Below are 20,778 nucleotides of genomic sequence, written 5' to 3' on the forward strand. Positions count from 1 at the left end.
GCAAGCGTTTTGATTGGCTTCAGCCGGTCTCTAAGATTTTAGCGATCCTGCTTTTTCATGTGCAGGATTTCGTCGAGAATGATCGAACCAGCGCCGATCGTAATGAAACTGTCGGCGAGGTTGAAGACGGCAAAAGACCATGTCGGCAGGTGAAACAGCACGTAGTCGATGACATAGCCGAAGATCAGGCCATCGATCACGTTGCCGATGGCTCCTGCGATGATCAGCGCATAGCCGAGATGCGTCAGGAAACGATCGGCCGGCGTCTTGCGCCAGAGCCAGATGACGAAGGCCACCACCACAATTCGAAGACCGATGATGGCCCAGCGCTCGACGCCTGAAAACAGCGAAAAGGCAACGCCGTAATTGTAGACGCGGTGGAGAGCCAGGAATGGCAGGACGGCAACACTTTCGCCATAGGGCAGCCAAAGTTCGACGGCGGCTTTGATCGCCTGATCAAGCAGGACGGCGACGACGATCAGGATTGCGACCGGCACCGGGCGCGAAAAAAGGGCAGTCTTTTGCATCAGGTTCTATCGTCCAGCGTCAGCAGATGGCGGCGCGCCTCAAACAGCATGATGCCGGTGGCGATGGCCAGGTTGAGCGAATCGGCCCGGCCTTGCTGCGGAATCCGGGCAAGCGCCGTCGCCTCCCTCGCAAGCTCCTCCGGTAAGCCAGCCTGTTCATTGCCCATCAGGATGACGACAGGCTTCTTGCGGTAGTCGATGGTGCGATAATCGACGGCACCGGCAAGATGAGTGGCGGCAAGCTGCACGCCGGCTGCCTTCTGCCACTTGATGAAGTCGCTGACATTGGCGCGCATCAGCGGCATCGCAAACACCGACCCCATGGTGGCGCGGACCGTTTCCAGCGAAAACGGATCCGTGGTCTCGCCGACGAGGATGACGCCGGAGGCACCTGCGGCATCAGCCGTGCGGATAATTGTGCCGAGATTGCCGGGATCGCGGACGCGGTCGAGCGCCACATAGGTTTCGCCTAGCACAGGCTTTACGTCACGCAGGTTGGCGTAGCGCTGTTCGAAGACGCCGACCACCATCTGCGGATTATCGCGCCGGGTGATGGCGGAGAGCACTTTCTCGCTGACTTCAAGAACGAGCCCGCCGGTGGCAACCGTCTTCAGCGCGACCTGCTCGACCTGCGCCTTGCCCTTGGCGGCTTTCGCGTAGACCAAGGTCTTAATGGTCCAGCCAAGGTCCAGCGCATCGATGACCAGCTTGAGACCTTCGGCGATGAAGGAACGGGTTTCGTCGCGCTCCTTCTTGTTGGCGAGTGCCTTGATGTCCTTGATGATCGGATTGGCAAGGCTGGTGACTTCCTTCACCTGGCCGACACGCCGGGGTCCCTGATTATAGTCGTTCATTTCGGCACCCAACGGGAAAAGAGAGAGGTGGACAGCGCACGGCCCGGCTCGTTGCCGTCAAGACCGCCTTCGCGCAGGATCAGTTCGCCCGATTCCACTGCACCGCCGCGGCCGCGCATCGTTTCACGCATCAGTTCGTGGATGGAATAGAAGCTTGCGCGGATCGAGTAGGCGGTCAGCACCAGGCCCTTGGCATCCGGCGACAGGATTTCGCGGCAGATATCCAGCATCAAGGCAAGATGATCGAAAAGCTGCCAGACCTCGCCATTGGGACCGCGGCCAAATTTCGGCGGATCGGTCAGGATGATGTCGTAGCGGCTGCCGCGGCGCTCCTCGCGCTGGATGAACTTCATCGCGTCTTCGCAGATCCAGCGGATCGGCAGATGGTCGTTGCGGCCAAGCGCCTGGTTTTCGCGCGCCCAGCCGATCGCCTTCTTCGAGGCATCGACATGGGTGACCTCGGCGCCTGCCTTCGCGGCGATCAGCGAGGCAACACCGGTATAGCCGAACAGGTTGAGAACCTTCAGCGGCCGGCCCGCCGTCTCGATCTGCTCCTTCATCCAGCTCCAGTGGGCCAGCTGTTCCGGAAAGACGCCGACATGGCGAAATGCGGTGAAGCGACCGTAGAACTCGGCGTCGAGAATCTGCATCGGCCAGGTTTCGCCAAGCGCCTGCCGCGGGAAGCGCCAGCGCCCCATGCCGTCTTCGTCGGTATCGCCGGTGAAAATCGAATCGGCATTGTCCCAGACATGCGCGGGCAGCGTCTTTGGCCACAGCGCCTGCGCTTCGGGGCGAACGATACGGTAAGGGCCATATTGTTCGAGCTTCAGGCCATCGCCGCTGTCGATCAGGTGATAATCGCGCGCCCCCTTGGTTTCAAGGATGATCGGGATACGCTCGTCCGGCTTGGTGCCGGTGCGGATACGCACCTCGGCACGCGGCGCTGGATCCGAAGCCGCCGATTTTGCCGCTGTTTTCTCCCCGAACGCCTTGGCAGGAGGCCGCACCTCACCGCTACGCATCGCCTGGGGTTTGGATTGCTGCGGCTTGGATTGCGATGACCGGCTGGCCGGTGCCTGCGCGGCACGGCCCTGCACGCCGCGCGACGACGTTGCCGGTGCGGTTTTGCCCTTTGGCCGTCTGTCTTTATCTTTCACGCCGTTTCGCCCGTCAGCTGCTAGTGTTCAAAGGCTGCAAATAGCACCGCTCTTTCTCTTGGCAAAGCTGTTTCCGATCTGCGATACATTTGGGCAGACATGATCAGGGAGGATCATCATGGAGATGCAGGGCGAAGAACGCATTGCTGCGCGCCGCGATATCGTTTGGGCGGCGTTGAACGATCCCGAGATTCTGAGGCAATGTATTCCCGGCTGCCAGTCGCTGGAGCTGACGTCGCCGACCGAACTCTCAGCCACAGTCAAGATCAAGATCGGCCCAGTTTCGGCTTCCTTTTCCGGCGATGTGGTGCTGTCCAACATCGACGCACCCGAAAGCTATACGATTTCCGGTGAGGGCAAAGGCGGCATTGCCGGTTTTGCCAAGGGCGGCGCGGATGTTGTTCTCAAGGAAGATGGCGACGAGACCATTTTAACCTACGAGGCCAAGGCCGAAATCGGCGGCAAGCTGGCACAACTCGGCTCGCGGCTGGTAGGCTCCAGTGCCAAGAAGCTTGCCCAGCAATTCTTCGCAGACTTCAATGCGGCCGTGACGGCGCAGGCTGCAGCAAACAGCTGAACGGAATTATTTGGAGGAGGCCGGAAGCAGCGTTTGTGCGGCAATGGTTTCGGCGCGCGCGCGGTGCTTGTCGGCTTCCGCATGCCATTTCACCGCTTCATGCGCCTCGTTGCGGGCCCGCTTGCGATATTTGCCCTGGGTAAACCACGTGGTCAGCGAGCCGACGATCATGCCGAAGATCACCGCGAGAAACAGGAACACGAAGAAGGGTGCCGAGGCCGACAGGACGCTGTCGGTGGGATTGAACGGATTGAGCGCCAGCGTCACCATCTGCCGGTTGGCGACGGACAGCACGATCAGGATGATCGCGACCGGAACCAGCACCACGATGTTCAACAGCTTCTTCATCATCATTCCACGTCTCCGTCATGTCGCCTGCCCGGCGCATTCAAGCACCGGGCGGACGTTTCATTCATCATCTTCGTCATCGGCGCCAGGATTAAGGCGCTCGCGCAATTCCTTGCCGGTCTTGAAGAAGGGAACCCATTTTTCCTCGACGAAGACGCTGTCGCCGGTGCGCGGATTGCGGCCGGATCGCGAAGGCCGGTTTTTCACCGAAAACGCGCCGAAGCCACGAAGTTCGACCCGGTTTCCGCCCGCCAGGGCATCTGTAATCTCATCAAGAACGGCATTGACGATATTTTCGACATCACGGTGATAGAGATGCGGGTTGCGCGCCGCAACAATCTGCACCAGTTCTGACTTGATCACTGTCGCCCCCTGTTGTGAATTTGTATGTGATCTTAAAGCGTTAAGCCCATCGGACGGCCTTGTCCACCTCTTGTGCGGAGTAGCATGCCGTTTTCAAGCCTCCAAAAACGGCATCCAAAAGGCCATCGCGTCTTTTCAGTCGCCGCCAACCTGCCAAACGGAAACCAGACCGTCAAGAAACAACTTGTCCCGGCCCAAACTTTCGAGCGCGCCGAAAGACGGAAAAGCGTCATATCCCAAGGATTTGGCAAGAGCTGTAGCGGCCGATCCGAGCCCGAACGGTAAGGATGAACTGGGCGCCTTCCATTCGATCACATCCAGCCCCTTGCTAACCTTGCGGCTATCGAGGAAGGCGCGGATCTCGTCATCACCGCCGAGCTCATCGACAAGCTTCAACTTCAGCGCCTGGCGGCCGGTGAAAATCCGACCGTCGGCAAGCTTGAGGGCCTCATCGCGCGGCATTTTCCGCCGGTCGGCAACCAGATCGACGAACCAGTTGAAACTGTCATCGATCATCGCCTGGATCACTGCCTTGGCATCGTCGCTGGGCGGGTGGAACGGCGACGGTTCCGCCTTCAGAGGCGCGGATTTGATTTCCTCCAGCGACACGCCGATCTTGTCCATCAGGTTTTTGAACTGCGGATACTGGAAGATCACACCGATCGAGCCGGTGATCGAGCTATCCCCTGCCACAATACGGTCGCCGGCAAGCGCGATCATATAGCCTGCGGAGGCAGCCAGCGTGCGTACATCGGAGACAACCGGCTTCTTGGCCGCAACCTTGCGGATGGCCTTGAACAGCACTTCGCCGCCATAAGTCGTCCCGCCCGGCGAGGAAATGGTGACGACCAGTGCCTTGACCGCATCGGTTTTGGCGATGGTGTTCAACCGCTCCAGCAGTTCGCGGTCATCCTGGATGATGCCGGAAATGGTAACGCGGGCAATATGTGGCTGACTGAGGCCACCCGCCCGGCCTGTGCCGGAATAAAAATAGGCGGCAACGCCTGCGCAAAGTACAAGAGCAATGGCCACAAGCCGCCAGAAACCGAGCTTCCGCCGCAGTTGGCGCCGGTCGGCGATGGCAAGCTGATCCATGGTCTTTCCTCCTGTTCAGGGGTATTGGGGACAAACGGCCCGGCGCGAGAAGCGCACGGTTTCATAGCGCCAGCGCGGCCGTGTTGTAACCCGGCTTGAACAAAATTCGCGCCTCACATTGTGGTGGAACAAAAAAATCTCCATATTCGCGCTCACTCACATCGCTTGACAGCCAAGGCAAATGCGCATTTGCGCCGCGATGTATTTTGAATAACGGGTCTATTTCATGCTGAATGACGTGCAATTTACCGGCGCCTTGCCGCATTCGGGGCCGATCCTGACCGACGCTTATACGGTCGCGGCGCGCCACTCGCGGCGGGTCAAGCGGCTGAAAGTCATACTGCCTCTGATCGCGGTGCTCATCGGTGCCATCTTCGTTGCCGTTTCCGTGGTGCGGGCTTTTCTGCCAGAAAACGTCACGATCGAGAACGCGACAATCGAAAATGGCAAGATCGTCATGCAGAACCCGGCGATTTCCGGGCGCAACAAGCAGGACATCAGCTATTCGATGAAGGCGACGCGGGCGCTGCAGGACATCGCCAATCCGGACATCATCACCCTTGAGACGATCCATGCCGAAATGCCCGTCAACGACACTTTGATTGCCACCGTCGAGGCGATCAGCGGTATTTATGACCGCGGACGCAACACGCTGGATATGAATGCCCCCTTCAGCATTACCATGAACAATGGGCTGATCGCCGATTTCGAAGCGGCCTATCTCGATATCAATGCCGGTGAGATGGAAACGAAGAAGCCGATCGCAATCACCATGAAGGGCGGTTCCATTGTTGCACAGTCGTTGAGAATGACGGATAAGGGACGCATTGTTACATTTGAAGGCATGGTAAAGGTCGTTGTCGATCCCGCAACCATCCGTAAAACCGCCAACTAGAAAACCGGGGCACATATGTCGGCCACTTCAGCCTTTTCCTTTCGGCTTGCCGGAACAGCCATTCTCTTAAGCCTTTTTGCCAGCGCCTCCATGTCTCCGGCCGCCGCCCAGGCGACCACGAGCAAGATGAAAGGCATGCAGCTTTCCAACAATGAGCCAATTCAGATCGAAAGCGACAAGCTTGAAATCAAGGATGCGGAAAGCAAGGCCATGTTCACCGGCAATGTGAAGGTCGTTCAGGGAACGACGACATTGCAGGCCGGTAAAATGGTGGTTTTCTACAAGAAGGGCGGCGGCTCGATTTCCGGCGGCAATGCCGAGATCGATCGCATTGAAGTCGATCAGAAGGTCTTCCTGCAATCGGGAACCCAACAGGCGACAGCCGACACCGGCGAATTCAACATGACGGCACAAACGCTGGTGCTGAAAGGCAAGCAGGTCGTTCTGTCGGAAGGCAAGAACGTTTTTAGCGGCTGCCAGCTGAACGTTCAGATGGACACCGGCGAGGCACAGCTCGAAGCCTGCGGCGGCCGCGTCCAGATTCAGCTCGACCCGAAGTCCCAGAAAACGAACTGATGCAGACGCCCACGTGAATATTCCCTTTCTTCACAAGCGCAAACGGGGCGCCAAACCTGAGGCTGCCCCGGCTGCCCGTGCCGTGGACAAGGCGCGCTATGAAGGCACGCTGATCGCGCGCGGCTTGACGAAGGCCTATCGCGGGCGGCGGGTCGTGGACGGCGTGTCGCTGGTCGTGCGCCGCGGCGAAGCCGTTGGCCTGCTCGGCCCCAACGGCGCCGGCAAGACCACCTGTTTTTACATGATCACCGGCCTTGTCCCTGTCGATGAAGGCTCGATCGAGATCAACGGCAACGATGTCACGTCGATGCCGATGTATCGCCGCGCCCGCCTTGGTGTCGGCTATCTGCCGCAGGAGGCCTCGATCTTTCGCGGCCTCACGGTCGAGGAGAACATCCGGGCCGTCCTTGAGGTTCATGACAAGAACAGCGAACGGCGCGAAAGCAAGCTGAATGAACTGCTCAGCGAGTTCAATATTTCCCACCTGCGCAAATCACCGGCCGTCGCGTTGTCCGGCGGCGAACGGCGCCGGCTGGAAATTGCCCGGGCGCTGGCGACAGACCCCACGTTCATGCTGCTCGACGAGCCTTTTGCCGGCGTCGATCCGATTTCCGTTGCCGACATCCAGGCGCTGGTGAGGCATCTGACGTCACGCGGCATCGGCGTGCTGATCACCGACCACAACGTCCGCGAAACACTGGGCCTGATCGACCGCGCCTACATCATCCATGCCGGCGAAGTGCTGACGCATGGACGGGCCAACGATATCGTCACCAACCCGGACGTCCGGCGTCTCTATCTCGGCGACAATTTCAGCCTCTGAGGCTCAAGCAGGAGGCGGCGGCAAGCCTGCCGCTTTCGGAAAAGAGCCTTTCAGCGCATCCGGGCAGCCTGCCTATTCACCTTATTTGCCGCTGCCGCTTGACCAAACCCCATTAATAAGCAATTTTTGGGCCAGTTGAAGAACCGGCAATTTCACCCCCTCGAAAGATGAGAGCCGGCTCCGGTCATCAAGCGGAGTTTTGCGTCAGAATGGCACTTTCGGCCAGCCTTTTCCTGCGTCAAAGCCAAACCCTGGCCATGACGCCGCAATTGATGCAGTCAATCCAGCTGCTGCAGATGACCCATTTCGAACTGAACCAGTTCATCGAGCTGGAAGTCGAGAAAAATCCCCTCCTGGAATTCGCGGCCAATGACGACGCGCCGGCCAGTCCAGACCGCCATGGCAAGGACGACCAGCATATCACCCAGGACGAGCGCAGCGATCGGGACAATGCCGAAAGCCCCGCATTCGATCCGATGGGTGACGTGTACGACAGCACGACGTCTGCGACCGGCGAACGGATGAGCGAACAGCTCGACGCCAATTTCGAAAATGTCTTTCCAGACGATACAGCGCCGCAGCGCGCCGATGCGCCAGAACTTCTCAGCCAGTGGAAATCCATGCCCGGCGGCGGTGAAGGCGAAAGCAGCGACGGCTACGACCTCGACGATTTCGTTGCCAATCGCGTCACGCTGCGCGATTTCCTCAACGAGCAGGTTCCCTTCAGCGTGCATGGCGCAGCCGACCTGCTGATTGCCCAGCACCTGATCGACCAGCTCGACGAAGCCGGCTACCTGCATGCGGATATCACCGAGACGGCGGAACGGCTCGGGTGCGCGGCGGCGGATGTAGCGCGGGTGCTCGACAGCCTGCAGCAACTCGACCCGCCGGGCGTCTTTGCCCGCTCCCTCAGCGAATGCCTGGCGATCCAGCTCAAGGCACGCAACCGGCTCGATCCGGCGATGGCCGCCTTGCTCGACAATCTGGAACTGCTCGCCCGGCGCGACTTTGCCAGCCTGAAGCGGATCTGTGGCGTCGACGAGGAGGATCTCATCGACATGCTTGCCGAAATCCGCAAGCTCGACCCCAAGCCCGGCACCGGCTTCGAGGCAAGCCCTTCGGAAGCGATCATGCCGGATATCGTCGTGCGCCCGGCGCAGGACGGCAGCTGGGCGGTGGAACTCAATCCCGACACGCTGCCGCGCGTTCTCGTCAACCAGACCTACTACGCAACGGTTTCCCGTCATGCCCCGAAGAACAGCGCGGACCATGCCTTCTTGACGGAGTGCCTACAAACGGCCAATTGGCTGACCCGCAGCCTTGACCAGCGCGCCAAGACGATCATGAAAGTGGCGACGGAGATCGTGCGCCAGCAGGACGCCTTCCTGGTTAACGGCGTCGATCATCTGAGGCCGCTGAACCTCAAGACGGTCGCCGATGCGATCAAGATGCATGAATCGACCGTCAGCCGCGTTACGTCGAACAAATACATGCTGACGCCACGCGGACTGTTCGAGCTGAAATACTTCTTCACCGTCTCGATCGGATCGGCGGAAGGCGGCGACGGCCACTCGGCAGAATCCGTGCGGCACCGCATCCGTAACATGATCGTGCTGGAAAGCCCGGACGCTGTTCTTTCGGATGACGATATCGTCGATCTCTTGAAAAAAGGGGGCGTCGATATCGCCCGCAGGACTGTGGCGAAATACCGCGAAGCGATGAACATCGCCTCCTCCGTTCAGCGCCGAAGAGAGAAAAAGGCACTCGCGAAGGTCTCCGCCTGACTGTTTGGAGCGCTTGACCACAACCGCATAAATTACACATACTTATCCCCGATATCCCGGCTTTTCACGGGCTTTCGGCCTCAAATTATGGTTTCCTTAACTGTTTCGTTGACTCCAGAAGCAACCGGTAGTATGAGGCCGCCGCAATGGGCACGGGCATAGAGCCTGCCTCAAGTATACCCCTCCAAATCCTGGCCGTTCTGACGCAATTTTTTTTTGCGTGCGTGAAATGCTTGGATGACGGATGCGGTTGGAATAGACTGGCTACGCAAATCACGAAAAGAGAGGAAACTCCATGAGTGTGCGTGTATCCGGTAAACACATGGAAATCGGCGAAACGTTTCGTCTTCGGATCGAAGACCAGATCGAACAAGCTGTAACCAAATATTTTGACGGAGGGTATTCAAGCCAAGTCACTGTGGAAAAGTCTGGATCGCGTTTCAGCGCCGATTGCAAGATACACCTCGATTCTGGTGCTGCCTTGCAGGCGAGCGGCGAAGCAAACGACCCGCAAGCGGCATTTGACGCAGCGTCGGAGCGGATTGCCAAGCGCATCCGCCGGTACAAGCGCAAGCTCAAGGACCACCACAATGGCAATGGCCATGCTGGATTTGCCGAAGTAGCCTACACCGTAATGGATTCAGTGCCCGACGAAGACGATGAGCTTCCGGACAATTATGCACCGACGATCGTTGCGGAGAGTTCAAAACAACTGAAGACGATGTCTGTCGCAAACGCCGTGATGGCGCTCGACATGACAGATGATCCCGTTCTGATGTTCCGTAGTCCTGGTAATGAACAGTTGAATATCGTCTATCGACGCAACGATGGAAACATTGGCTGGATCGACGCAGCCAATATAAAGAGCTAAGTAGATATCGTCCGGGGCCGGTCAGCCGGTTCCGGACGGTCTGCTTTTTTCTGGTGGTTTACGCATGGAAGACCGTTGACGGTCCGCCGGTAAAGCGCCGAGAGAAAGATGGATGGGAGCCGCCGTCCGGCATTTTGCCGGGCGATGCGGTTTCTACCTGCGAACGAGGACAAAAGAATGGCATTGGCAGGCTTGCTGCAGCAGAATGCGATACTTCCGGCCATGAAGGCCAATTCGAAGAAGCAGTTGCTTCAGGAATTGGCGGCAAAAGCATCCAAGATCACGGATTTGCCCGAACGGGAAATCTTCGACGTTATCCTTCAGCGCGAACGACTGGGCTCGACCGGTGTCGGCAATGGCATTGCCATCCCGCATGGCAAGCTTGGCCATCTGACATCGATCGTCGGTATTTTTGCGCGCCTGGAATCGCCGGTCGATTTCGAAGCGCTGGACGACCAGCCGGTCGATCTGGTCTTTCTGCTGCTCGCGCCGGAAGGCGCCGGCGCCGATCATTTGAAAGCCTTGTCACGGATTGCGCGCGTGCTGCGCGACCCGGAAATGGTTGCCCGGCTGCGCGCGACGGATTCCGCATCGGCTATCTACGCCTTCCTCAGCGACGATCAGGCCTCCAACGCGGCCTGATCCGATCCCTCAATACAGGTTATGCTGATTGAGATGGTCGATGAAAATGCGAAACAGCTCCGCCTGGCTGGAAATGGCCAGGCGCTTGTAGATGTTCTTGCGGTGAATGCGCACCGTCCCTTCCGAAATGCCGATGCTTTCACCGATCGATGCGTTGCTGTGTCCGCGCAGGATAAGCCGCACGATGTTGCGCTGCTGCAGCGTCAACCGGTCGGCGCAAAGCCGGCCAAAAGCTTCCTCCATCAGATCATCCTGACCGGCCTGCGGAAATGCGCGGATTGTCTCGCGCTTCCAGCTTGACCGGATTGCCGCCTGTACGATCGGCTCGTAGGCGCGCAGGTTCTCCAGTTCGCTGTCGCTGAATCCCGAATGGCCCTTCACCCGCATCAGCGAATAGGTGGCCGTGAAACCGCCATCCAGCGGTACCAGAAATCCGATTTCCTCGACCAGCGATCCTTCCTCCGTCGATACACACGGATGAACCTCCCGCGAAGTGCTGAACTGCGTGTCGAAAAACTCATCCGGCGCCAGATCCCGCATCCGCCATAGGCCGGCCGGGTGACTGTTGTTGCAGGCGACATAAAACGGATCGAGCAGATAGGCGCCGCCGAGATAGGCTGCCCAGGCCTTGGGTGCAACATGCCGGGTATAACCGTCATGCAGCAGGAGCGGACGGGCATCGTAGGGAAAGACGAAGACGCCGGACAAATCGAAACCGGCGACCTGTCGCAGCATGGCATCGAGCGCGTCGCCGAATCCCGGCGTCGAGAGACCATCAATCAACGCGGCAATCTGGCGGGATTCGTCGGGCAGCAAAGCGGACTTTCCTTCGTCAAGCGATCTATCCCCTATGGGATATCGACAGCCCCCATTGCGTCAACAATAATCCTTGAAAAGCAAGAGCACGAGGAGAACGGCAATGGCAGGCAGACTTTCAGGAAAGACCGCACTGATCAGCGGAGGCGCTGGAGGATGCGGCCTTGCGGCCTCCCAGCTTTTTGCCCGCGAGGGCGCACGCGTCGGCATCGTTGACCTGCCGCGCAGCAAGGGCGAAGAGGTTGCTGCCCAAATCCGCGCCGAGGGTGGACAGGCCGTCTTCGCACCGGCGGATGTTTCCGTCTCCTCAGAGGTCAAGGCAGCTGTCAAAGCAGTAGAGGATGCGCTTGGATCGATTACCGTTCTCTTCAATCATGCCGGCATTCTCGCCGTCGGACCTTTCCTGGAAACGGAAGAGGATGAGTGGGACCGGCTGATGGCGGTCAACGTGCGCTCGATGTTCCTGATGACCAAGGCCGTGCTGCCCGGCATGCTGGCGGCCGGTGGCGGCAGCATCGTCTCGACCTCCTCGATCTCGGCCGTTGCCGCGACGCCGATGGAGGTGCTTTACGACACGACCAAGGGGGCCTGCCACATGTTCGCCCGGGCGATTGCGGTGGAATTCCGCGACCGCGGTATCCGCTCAAACGCTGTCTGCCCCGGCTTCATCGCCACCGACCACGGCAAGCGCGAGCTGGTCGGCCTTGCCAAATACGGCGTCGATGTTTCCGATGCGGCGATTGCCGCCCAACAGGGCCGGATGTGTGATCCGATGGAGGTGGCGCAAGCCGCGCTGTTCCTGGCGAGTGATGAGTCGAGCTTCGTCAACGGCACGCATCTGTTTGTCGACAACTGCTTCACAGCGGTCTGAACAATCAAGGGGAGAATGGGATCATGATGGAAGCAGGCGGCCACTGGCGCAACTGGGTGGGAAATCAATCGTGCATCGTCCGGCACCGGGGCGCGCCCGACAGCGAGGCGGCTCTGGCCGAAATGGTCCGGGAGGCAACCTCGAACGGTTTGAACGTTCGCTGTGCCGGTTCGGGCCATTCGTTCACGCCGGTGGCACTGACGAGCGGGCTACACCTGACGCTCTCTGGCCTGCAGGGCATCAGCCATATCGACACGGCGCGCAAGCGCGTCTCCGTCTATGCCGGCACGACGATCAACACGCTCGGCAAGGCGTTGAAGCGCAACGGCCTGTCGATGATCAACCAGGGCGACATCGACAGCCAGGCACTGGCAGGCGCCTTGACTACAGGAACCCACGGCACCGGCATCAAGCTTGGCAACATGGCCTCGCAGATCGTCGGCATGCGGCTGGTACAGCCGGATGGCAGCATCCTTTCGATCGACGACAGCGAACCGGACATGCTGAACGCCGTCCGCGTTTCCATCGGCATGCTCGGCGTCATCTCCGAAATCACCCTGCAGGTGATGGACAGCTACAATCTGCATGAAAAACTGTGGCGTTGCACCTTTGACGAATGCATGGAGCAACACGACGATCTCGCCGCCAACCACCGGCATTTCGGCTTCTTCTGGTGCCCGGTGCCGGAAAGCCGCCATTGCTACTGCCTGCCGGACACATCTTCTGTCTCGACCACCACGAGCCTTTCTGACGTCTGCGAGATGAAGACCATCGACATCACCGATCAGCCGCCGATGGAGAGCGCGTTCGAGAAAGTCGCCTATTCCTCGGAAATCTATCCGATCGAATATGTGCCGAACTTCCACGAACTCGAATACGCAGTGCCGGTCAAATACGGCAAGCAGGCCTGCACCGAAGTGCGCAAGCTGATGCTGGAGAAACACCCGACCTGCATCTACCCGATCGAATACCGCTTCACCGCCGGCGATGGCGGCTGGATCAGCCCGTTCTTCGAACAGGATTCGATCACGCTCTCGGTCTCGGGCCAGCCGGGCACGGACTACTGGAACTATCTGAAGGATGTCGACGATATCCTGCGCCAGTTCGGCTCGCGCCCGCATTGGGGCAAGCTGCATTTTCTGGGGAGCGAGGACGTGACGGCGCTCTATCCACGCGCAGGGGATTTCCGGGCGCTGCGCAACAAGCTCGATCCGGAAGGGCGGTTCCTGAATGATCACTTGAAACAGTTGTTTGGGTAATATTATGCAGTCTGGCCGTCGCGACAGATAATGCACTGCCACGCAAATTGTTGGGAGACGGTGAGCGTGGTAGAGACATCAAGCGCTCATCGTTCGTGAGCGATCTCGCGGAAATGGGCGGATGGGAGGCTGACCATGAACGGTGCTGATATTCTGTGCGATGTGCTTTTGGCCAATGACGTCAACGTCTGCTTCGCCAACCCGGGCACGTCGGAAATGCATTTTGTCGCGGCTCTCGATCGCCGGCCGGACATGCGTTGCGTGCTGGGGCTTTTCGAGGGCGTGGTGACAGGCGCTGCCGATGGTTACGCGCGGATGACCGGCCGCCCGGCCGCGACGCTGCTTCATACGGGGCCGGGATTGGCAAACGGGCTCGCCAACCTGCACAATGCCAGGCGCGCCCGCGTTCCGATGATCAATGTCGTCGGCGACCATGCCTCCTACCATCTTCCGCTCGACGCGCCGCTGACAACGGACATCGAGAGCCTGGCTGCGCCGATGTCCGACTGGGTACGGCGGATCGAAGGGCCGGACGACGTTGCCGCGGCAACGAAAGCGGCGATCCAGGCCTCGATGTCGCCTCCGGGCATCGCGACCCTGATTCTGCCTGGCGACGCGGCATGGGGTGAGGCAAAGCCACCTGCATCGGCAGTGATCAATCGTCCCCAGCCTTCCGCTACCAAGGATGAGGCAATCCGCAGTGCAGCGGAAGCGATCCGCAAAGCTCGCGGCCGGAGTGCATTGCTTGTCAGGGGATTGGCAGCACAGGCTGGCGCCCTGGAGATCGCCGGGCAAATTTCCGCAGCGCTCGATGTGCGCCTGTTCGGCGAACCGCAGGTCGCGCATATGCAGCGCGGTGCCGGCCGTGTGGCACCAACCCGCATCCCCTACCCCATCGACGCGGCATTGGAGATGCTCGCGGATATTGACGTTCTTATCCTTGTCGGAGCATCGGAGCCGGTTGCTTTCTTCGCGTATCCGGGCAAGCCCGGTCGGCTCGTTCACAAAGGCTGCCAAGTCATGACCTTGGCAGATCATGGCGCGGACCTGAAGGCGGCACTGGAGGGGCTTCGGGATGAACTGGGGATCAAAAGCTCCCAGGCCGTACTGCTGGCAAAGACAATCCCGGATGAAGGGCGGCCGAGCGGAGCACTGTCGGAAGACGCAGTCGCCGTGATCGTGGCGCAAAAACTCCCGGACAATGCCATCGTTTGCGATGAAGCCATCACCTCCGCGCGAAGGTTCTTTGCTTTATCCGAACGGTCGGCTCCCCATGACTTCATGATGAACACGGGGGGCGCCATCGGCATCGGCATCCCCCTGTCGATCGGCGCCGCGATCGCCTGCCCTGACCGGAAGGTCCTGAACCTGCAAGCTGACGGAAGCGGGATGTATACCGTTCAGGGCCTGTGGACCCAGGCCCGGGAAAATCTCGACATCATCACGATCGTCTTTGCCAATCGCACCTACGCGGTGCTGCATGGGGAAATGCGCAATGTCGGCGTTCAGACGATCGGCGAAAACGCCCGGAAAATGCTCGATCTCGACAAGCCGACGCTGGACTGGGTGTCAATGGCAAAGGGAATGGGCGTTGAGGCTGCGCGTGCCAGTACCTGCGAGGCATTTATCTCTCTCCTCGACCATGCACTGTCGCGTGGCGGCCCCTTCTTGATAGAAGCCGTCATCTGACGGGTAACCGTAACGACCCCGAGAGCCCCGTATCAAACCGGTACGACCGGGCTTTACCTCCCCCTTGAGAGGGAGGCAGCAGCGAAGCTGCGGGTGGGGGTGAATGTCAGGGGCGCACAAAGATCACCCCACCCCGGCACTGCGTGCCGACCCTCCCCCTCAAAGGGAGGGTAGAAATCAAGCCGCCGGTGTTTCGTCCGTTGCAGGTGCCTTCGGGCCGCCCTTGGAGACGCCAACCATGGCGGGGCGCAGGACGCGCTCGCCGATCGTGTACCCGGCCTGAACGACCTGGACGACGGTATTGTTCGGTACTTCCGGATTCGGAACTTCGAACATCGCCTGATGGAAGTTCGGGTCGAACTTCTGGCCGACCGGCTCAAGTTTCTGGACGCCGTGACGCTCAAGCGCCGACAGCATGGCGCGCTCGGTCATTTCCACACCCTCGATCAGCGAGTTGAGACCGACATCGCCGGCATCGCGGGCTTCGGCCGGGATGGCGTCCAGCGCACGGCGGAGGTTATCCGAGACGCCGAGCATGTCGCGGGCAAAGCCAGCGACGGAGTAGGACTTGGCGTCCTTGACGTCGCGCGCGGTGCGGCGACGCAGGTTGTCCATTTCGGCGGCAAGGCGCAGATAGCGGTCGCGCATGTCGGCGGCTTCTGCCCTGGCAAGCTCCAACGGATCCGGCTCGGAAACGGCTGCATCGACCTGCTCATCGGCGGCTTCGGCATAGGCTGCAGCGGCTTCGTCCGCGTTCACTTCAGCACCATGTTTGTTCATATCGTCGGTCATGACGGTCTCCGGAATGTCAGTATGTCTAGGATTTGGTGTCGATATCGAGCTTTGAGGCCGAAAAATCAAGGGTGCAATCGAAAGCTGCCGGAAAAACCGGCCGCTTCACGGCTGGTTACCGCGACAAACGCGACATCAATTGCGCAGTATAGTCCACCATCGGCACGATGCGCGAATAATTCAGCCGGGTTGGGCCGATGACGCCGACGGCGCCGACGATCTTGTCGTCGCTATCCTTGTAGGGGGCGACGATCAGCGACGAACCGGAGAGCGAGAACAGCTTGTTTTCCGACCCGATGAAGATCCGCACCCCCGGCCCGCTTTCGGCCAGGTTGAGGATTTCGATCAGGCTGTCCTTCTTTTCCAGATCGTCAAACAGCATGCGCAGCCGGTCGACATCCTCGGCACCAGCGAGGCCTTCCAGAAGATTGGCACGGCCGCGCACGATCAGTTGCGTCGGCTTGTCGTCCGCCTCGCTGCCCGACCAGATGGCAAGGCCGCGCTCGACCAGGTCCTGACTCAACGTATCTAGTTCGCGCCGGACGGTTTCCTTGACCTTTTCCAGCTGGCCGCGAACCTCTGGCAACGTCTGTCCGGCCAGATGGGCGTTGAGGAAATTTGCGGCTTCCGTCAGTTGCGAGCTGGTGACGCCGGCCGGAAGCTCGATGATCCTGTTTTCCACCTGGTCGTGTTCGCCGACAAGCACGGCGAGCGCCTTGGTCGGCGCCAGCCGCACGAACTCGACATGCCGCAGCACCGGGTCGTTCTTGGCGGTGATCACTAGCCCAGCCCCGCGCGACATGCCCGACAGCATCTGGCTCGCTTCGGTGAGCAGCGTTTCGACAGGCTGGTCACGATCGGCGCGGCGCACGTGCCGGTCGATCGAGGCTCGGTCTTCCGGCGAGAGATCCCCCACCTGCATGAAGGCATCGACGAAGAAGCGCAGGCCGTTCTGTGTCGGCAGCCGCCCGGCGCTGATATGCGGAGAATAGATCAGGCCGAGGTCTTCGAGGTCGCTCATCACATTGCGAACAGAGGCCGGCGACAGCGACATCGGCAGGATGCGTGACAGGCTGCGCGATCCGAGCGGCTCGCCGCTTTCCAGATAGCTTTCCACGATGCGGCGGAAGATTTCGCCCGACCGCTCATCAAGCGCCGAAAGCCTTTCCCGCATTGCAGATTTATCCAGCACCATTCGAACGCAAAAACCCATCCTGTTGAAGTCAATTGAAATATAGTGATCCCGGCCCGGATAGCAAAAGGGAAATTGGCTGGAAAGCCCGCCGTACAGCGCCTTTTGCCGCTCTCCACTCTTTTAGAGCAAATGATTTCCCTTCCTTCCAAGTTAGGTTAGAAGGCTGACAAACATCACAGGAGTTCATGATGCGGCCTTCCGGCAGAAAAACCGACCAGATGCGCAAGGTTACCTTCGAGCGCAATGTTTCCAAGCATGCAGAAGGTTCCTGCCTGGTGAAGTTCGGCGACACGCATGTGCTGGTCACGGCGAGCCTGGAAGAAAAGACGCCGCCGTGGCTGCGCAACAGCGGCAAGGGCTGGGTCACGGCGGAATACGGCATGCTGCCACGCGCCACCGGCGAGCGGATGAAGCGCGAGGCGGCTTCTGGCAAGCAAAGCGGCCGCACTCAGGAAATCCAGCGCCTCATCGGCCGGTCGCTGCGCGCCGTGGTTGACCTGCAGGCACTGGGCGAGCGCCAGATCTCAATCGACTGCGACGTCATCCAGGCCGATGGCGGCACACGCACCGCCTCGATCACCGGCGCCTGGATTGCGCTGCGCGATTGCCTCGCCTGGATGGAAGCCCGCAACATGATCAAGGTGGAAAAGGTCCTGAAGGACCATATCGCCGCGATCTCCTGCGGTATCTTCGCCAATCAGCCGGTCATCGATCTCGACTATCTGGAGGACTCGGCGGCTGAAACCGACGCCAATTTCGTCATCACCGGCTCCGGCGGCATTGTCGAGATCCAGGGCACTGCGGAAGGCAAGCCGTTCTCGGAAGAGGAATTCGGCACATTGCTCGGCCTCGCCAAGAACGGCATTGCCGAACTGGTTGGTCTGCAGAAGCAGGCTATCGGGGGCTGAGGACGCCTATGCGATCACTGCCCCTCATCCACACTATCGGGCACCTTCTCCCCGTCGTGACGGGGAGAAGGACCAGTCGGCAATCTCTGTCGTCCCCTCTCTCCGCGTGCTGGGAGAGGGCCAGGGTGAGGGCAACGCATGGATAAGCTGAAATTCGAAGGTATTCTGGAGACGGCGCTCTATGTTGACGATCTCGATGCGGCGGAGGCGTTTTACGGCTCCGTTCTCGGCCTTGAGAAAATCAGCCGCGGCGGCAACCGGCATATCTTCTTTCGCTGCGGCCCCGGCGTTTTGCTGATCTTCAATCCAGCCGAGACGATCAAGCCTCCGCCGGCAGACGGCCTGCAGGTTCCGCCGCACGGGACACATGGAAACGGGCATATGTGCTTGCGGGTCGCGAAAGGCCAGCTCGCGGCCTGGGAAGACAAACTGAAGGCTGCGGGCGTCGCGATCGAGACCGATGTCCATTGGCCATCCGGCTCCCGGTCCTTCTATTTCCGCGACCCGGCTGGAAACAGCCTGGAATGCGCCGAAGCCGGCCTCTGGGCTATCGACTGAAACGAATGGGCGGACTGTCCGCCGGATGAGAAAGACGCAGATGCGCAAGCTTGAAGACAAGACCCTGATCGTTGCCAGCCACAATGCCGGCAAGATCCGTGAAATCCGCGACCTGATCGGCCCGATGGGCTTTGAGGCCAAGTCGGCGGCCGATCTGAATTTCATCGAGCCGGACGAGACCGGCACGACCTTCGAGGAAAACGCCACGATCAAGGCGCTGGCCTCGGCAAAAGCCTCCGGCATGCCGGCGCTCTCGGACGATTCCGGCCTTGTCGTCGATGCACTGAACGGCGATCCCGGCGTCTACACCGCCAATTGGGCCGAAACCGCTGACGGCACGCGCGATTTCGCCATGGCGATGCACAAGGTCGAAACTGCCATCCAGGAAGCCGGTGCCACCGCCTTCGACAAGCGCACTGGCCGCTTCGTCTCGGTGCTCTGCCTTGCCTGGCCGGACGGCCATGTGGAGCTGTTCCGCGGCGAAGTGGAAGGCCACATCGTCTGGCCACCGCGCGGCACACAGGGATTTGGCTATGACCCGGTCTTTCAACCGCTCGGCTACGACACCACATTCGGCGAAATGAGCGCCGAGGAAAAGCACGGCTGGAAGCCGGGTGATGCCGAGGCGCTGTCGCACCGCGCGCGGGCATTCAAGTTTTTTGCCGAGACATGCCTGAGTGCTTGAAAACGTGAGCGCGAAACCTCTTCTCCCCAGCGGGGAGAAGTGCCGAACGTGGTGAGGCGATGAGGGGGCTTCGGCGCAGCCGGAGCCAGACCAAGGTGCCTTCGGCCCCCTCATCCGGCCTTCGGCCACCTTCTCCCCGCTGGGGAGAAGGGAACGCCGACAGGCGGGGTAACCCGGCTCCGATTTCAGACATAGAGATAAAAGACCAAACGGTATAAGAGACGGGATAGCGTTTAGCGTTTCCGGTCTCTAAATATGCGGACAACACGACCTTAACGACGCAGCGCACAAGCGCCTGAAAGACCCAGAACAGAATGGCCACTTTTTCTTCCATCGGTGACAACAAGGAGCCCGGTTTCGGGGTCTATGTGCATTGGCCCTTCTGTGCCGCTAAATGTCCCTATTGCGATTTCAACAGCCATGTCCGGCATCAGCCAGTCGACCAGCCGCGCTTTGTCAGCGCATTTCTGACCGAAATGGCGGCGATGCGGCATATGTCCGGGCCGCGCACCGTCACCAGCATCTTCATGGGTGGCGGCACGCCATCGCTGATGAACCCATCAACGGTGGAGGCCATTCTCGATGGTATCGCCAATCTCTGGCATGTGCCGGATGGTATCGAGATCACCATGGAAGCCAATCCGTCCAGCGTCGAAGCCACTCGCTTTCGCGGCTACCGCGCAGCCGGGGTCAACCGCGTTTCGCTCGGTGTCCAGGCGCTCAACGACCGGGACCTCAAATTTCTCGGGCGTCTGCACAACGTCGAGGATGCGCTGAAGGCCATCGGCCTGGCGCGGGATATTTTCCCGCGCATGTCGTTCGATCTGATCTATGCCCGCCCGAAACAGACGGTCGAGGAGTGGGAACAGGAACTGAAGCAGGCGGTTTCCTATGCGGTCGACCACCTGTCGCTCTACCAGCTGACGATCGAAGAAGGCACGCCCTTCTACGGGCTGCACAAGGCAGGCAAGCTGATCGTGCCGGACGGCGAGCATTCCGCCGTGCTGTACGAGGCGACACAGGAAATCACCGAAGGTTTCGGCATGCCGGCCTATGAGGTATCCAACCATGCCGCTCCCGGGGCAGAAAGCCGTCATAATCTTACCTACTGGCGCTATGGCGACTATGCCGGCATTGGCCCGGGCGCCCATGGACGCCTGACGCGTGGCCGCAACAAGATTGCCACCGCGACCGAGCGCAAGCCGGAAGACTGGCTGCAACTGGTCGAGGAGCATGGCCACGGCATGATCGATCAGGAAGTGCTGGGTTATGAAGAACAGGCCGACGAGCTGCTGCTGATGGGCCTGCGGCTGAAGGAAGGCATCGATCTCGTGCGCTGGCAGGACCTGTCCGGCCGCGAGCCGGATCCCGACCGCGAACAGTTTCTGATCGAACACGGCTTCATCGAGCGGCTCGGCAATTCCCGCCTGCGCTGCACCCCGGCCGGCATGCTGATCCTCGACGCCGTGGTTGCCGATCTCGCCTGTTGAGTT

Annotated in this window: 22 protein-coding genes and 1 pseudogene; 14 read left to right on the forward strand and 9 right to left on the reverse strand. The window is 60.0% G+C overall.

From position 1 onward, the window contains the following. Window positions 1–38: 38 nt before the first annotated feature. Genes lspA through ACSQ3J_RS06740 form a run of 3 tightly spaced genes read right to left on the reverse strand, consistent with a single transcriptional unit; the run spans window position 39 to window position 2,538 of the window. Entirely contained in the window at window positions 39–527 is a 489-nt protein-coding gene (lspA, locus tag ACSQ3J_RS06730) for a signal peptidase II (RefSeq protein WP_060500835.1), read from the reverse strand. Further along, window positions 527–1,381 (reverse strand): TrmH family RNA methyltransferase, encoded by an 855-nt coding sequence (locus ACSQ3J_RS06735; RefSeq protein ID WP_060500836.1) that lies wholly within the window; start codon window positions 1,379–1,381, stop codon window positions 527–529. Before ACSQ3J_RS06735 ends, lspA begins: the two co-directional genes overlap by 1 nt. Next, window positions 1,378–2,538 (reverse strand): class I SAM-dependent rRNA methyltransferase, encoded by a 1,161-nt coding sequence (locus ACSQ3J_RS06740; RefSeq protein WP_060500838.1) that lies wholly within the window; start codon window positions 2,536–2,538, stop codon window positions 1,378–1,380. The genes ACSQ3J_RS06735 and ACSQ3J_RS06740 overlap by 4 nt, the downstream gene beginning before the upstream one ends. Window positions 2,539–2,656: 118 nt before the next feature. Here ACSQ3J_RS06740 and ACSQ3J_RS06745 point away from each other — a divergent pair, with 118 nt between their 5' ends. Continuing rightward, window positions 2,657–3,115: an SRPBCC family protein gene (locus ACSQ3J_RS06745; RefSeq protein ID WP_060500840.1), complete on the forward strand. Its 459-nt coding sequence runs from the start codon at window positions 2,657–2,659 to the stop codon at window positions 3,113–3,115. A 6-nt stretch (window positions 3,116–3,121) separates the two neighbouring features. Here the strand turns inward: ACSQ3J_RS06745 and ACSQ3J_RS06750 are convergent, their stop codons facing one another. The 3 genes and pseudogenes from ACSQ3J_RS06750 to sppA all read right to left on the reverse strand — a co-directional run bounded on the left by ACSQ3J_RS06750 (window position 3,122) and on the right by sppA (window position 4,921). Continuing rightward, window positions 3,122–3,466 carry a DUF1049 domain-containing protein gene (locus tag ACSQ3J_RS06750; RefSeq protein ID WP_060501398.1) on the reverse strand — a complete coding sequence of 115 codons (345 nt, stop codon included), beginning with the start codon at window positions 3,464–3,466 and terminating at the stop codon, window positions 3,122–3,124. Window positions 3,467–3,523: 57 nt separating this feature from the next. After that, a pseudogene (locus ACSQ3J_RS06755) lies at window positions 3,524–3,844 on the reverse strand (integration host factor subunit beta); the annotation flags it as partial. 117 nt (window positions 3,845–3,961) lie between these two features. Further along, window positions 3,962–4,921, reverse strand: a complete 960-nt coding sequence (gene sppA, locus ACSQ3J_RS06760; RefSeq protein WP_060500842.1) for a signal peptide peptidase SppA — start codon at window positions 4,919–4,921, stop codon at window positions 3,962–3,964. Window positions 4,922–5,147: 226 nt separating this feature from the next. On the opposite strand from sppA, the gene lptC reads away from it, so the two are divergent. From lptC to ptsN, 6 genes are all read left to right on the forward strand, one after another. Further along, window positions 5,148–5,816, forward strand: coding sequence for an LPS export ABC transporter periplasmic protein LptC (gene lptC, locus ACSQ3J_RS06765; protein ID WP_060500844.1), 669 nt, complete (start codon window positions 5,148–5,150; stop codon window positions 5,814–5,816). Window positions 5,817–5,831: 15 nt separating this feature from the next. Then, a complete protein-coding gene (locus ACSQ3J_RS06770) occupies window positions 5,832–6,392 on the forward strand; it encodes an LptA/OstA family protein (RefSeq protein WP_060500845.1) in 561 nt (186 codons plus the stop codon). Between the two features lie 13 nt (window positions 6,393–6,405). Continuing rightward, the gene (lptB, locus tag ACSQ3J_RS06775; protein ID WP_060500847.1) at window positions 6,406–7,215 is read left to right on the forward strand and encodes an LPS export ABC transporter ATP-binding protein; all 810 of its coding nucleotides are present in this window, start codon (window positions 6,406–6,408) and stop codon (window positions 7,213–7,215) included. Between the two features lie 209 nt (window positions 7,216–7,424). Beyond that, window positions 7,425–8,999: an RNA polymerase factor sigma-54 gene (gene rpoN, locus ACSQ3J_RS06780; protein WP_060500849.1), complete on the forward strand. Its 1,575-nt coding sequence runs from the start codon at window positions 7,425–7,427 to the stop codon at window positions 8,997–8,999. Between the two features lie 295 nt (window positions 9,000–9,294). Beyond that, the gene (gene hpf, locus ACSQ3J_RS06785) at window positions 9,295–9,870 is read left to right on the forward strand and encodes a ribosome hibernation-promoting factor, HPF/YfiA family (RefSeq protein WP_060500852.1); all 576 of its coding nucleotides are present in this window, start codon (window positions 9,295–9,297) and stop codon (window positions 9,868–9,870) included. A 177-nt stretch (window positions 9,871–10,047) separates the two neighbouring features. Beyond that, window positions 10,048–10,512, forward strand: a complete 465-nt coding sequence (gene ptsN / locus ACSQ3J_RS06790; protein WP_060500853.1) for a PTS IIA-like nitrogen regulatory protein PtsN — start codon at window positions 10,048–10,050, stop codon at window positions 10,510–10,512. 9 nt (window positions 10,513–10,521) lie between these two features. On the opposite strand, the gene ACSQ3J_RS06795 is transcribed toward ptsN, so the two are convergent. Then, complete coding sequence (locus ACSQ3J_RS06795; RefSeq protein WP_244481793.1) at window positions 10,522–11,328, reverse strand: helix-turn-helix domain-containing protein; 807 nt, start codon at window positions 11,326–11,328, stop codon at window positions 10,522–10,524. Window positions 11,329–11,431: 103 nt separating this feature from the next. Between ACSQ3J_RS06795 and ACSQ3J_RS06800 the strand changes: the two genes are divergently transcribed. From ACSQ3J_RS06800 to ACSQ3J_RS06810, 3 genes are all read left to right on the forward strand, one after another. Continuing rightward, entirely contained in the window at window positions 11,432–12,199 is a 768-nt protein-coding gene (locus tag ACSQ3J_RS06800; protein ID WP_060500855.1) for an SDR family NAD(P)-dependent oxidoreductase, read from the forward strand. A 23-nt stretch (window positions 12,200–12,222) separates the two neighbouring features. After that, window positions 12,223–13,458, forward strand: coding sequence for a D-arabinono-1,4-lactone oxidase (locus ACSQ3J_RS06805; protein ID WP_060500857.1), 1,236 nt, complete (start codon window positions 12,223–12,225; stop codon window positions 13,456–13,458). Window positions 13,459–13,593: 135 nt separating this feature from the next. Continuing rightward, entirely contained in the window at window positions 13,594–15,147 is a 1,554-nt protein-coding gene (locus ACSQ3J_RS06810) for an acetolactate synthase large subunit (protein ID WP_060500859.1), read from the forward strand. Between the two features lie 177 nt (window positions 15,148–15,324). Here ACSQ3J_RS06810 and grpE read toward each other — a convergent pair whose 3' ends face one another. Further along, on the reverse strand, window positions 15,325–15,939 hold the full coding sequence (gene grpE / locus ACSQ3J_RS06815; RefSeq protein WP_060500860.1) for a nucleotide exchange factor GrpE: 615 nt from the start codon (window positions 15,937–15,939) through the stop codon (window positions 15,325–15,327). Window positions 15,940–16,054: 115 nt separating this feature from the next. Continuing rightward, the gene (gene hrcA / locus ACSQ3J_RS06820; protein WP_436038904.1) at window positions 16,055–17,113 is read right to left on the reverse strand and encodes a heat-inducible transcriptional repressor HrcA; all 1,059 of its coding nucleotides are present in this window, start codon (window positions 17,111–17,113) and stop codon (window positions 16,055–16,057) included. Between the two features lie 209 nt (window positions 17,114–17,322). Between hrcA and rph the strand changes: the two genes are divergently transcribed. From rph to hemW, 4 genes are all read left to right on the forward strand, one after another. Then, window positions 17,323–18,042 (forward strand): ribonuclease PH, encoded by a 720-nt coding sequence (gene rph / locus ACSQ3J_RS06825; RefSeq protein ID WP_060500862.1) that lies wholly within the window; start codon window positions 17,323–17,325, stop codon window positions 18,040–18,042. 138 nt (window positions 18,043–18,180) lie between these two features. Then, window positions 18,181–18,600 (forward strand): VOC family protein, encoded by a 420-nt coding sequence (locus ACSQ3J_RS06830; RefSeq protein WP_060500864.1) that lies wholly within the window; start codon window positions 18,181–18,183, stop codon window positions 18,598–18,600. A gap of 40 nt (window positions 18,601–18,640) precedes the next feature. Continuing rightward, on the forward strand, window positions 18,641–19,285 hold the full coding sequence (gene rdgB, locus ACSQ3J_RS06835) for an RdgB/HAM1 family non-canonical purine NTP pyrophosphatase (RefSeq protein ID WP_060500866.1): 645 nt from the start codon (window positions 18,641–18,643) through the stop codon (window positions 19,283–19,285). A gap of 314 nt (window positions 19,286–19,599) precedes the next feature. Beyond that, on the forward strand, window positions 19,600–20,775 hold the full coding sequence (gene hemW / locus ACSQ3J_RS06840) for a radical SAM family heme chaperone HemW (protein WP_060500867.1): 1,176 nt from the start codon (window positions 19,600–19,602) through the stop codon (window positions 20,773–20,775). Window positions 20,776–20,778: the final 3 nt, after the last annotated feature.

Origin of the sequence: Rhizobium sp. LjRoot98 (assembly GCF_964252935.1) — a bacterium.
In the GTDB taxonomy this organism is placed as follows: Bacteria; Pseudomonadota; Alphaproteobacteria; order Rhizobiales; family Rhizobiaceae; genus Pararhizobium.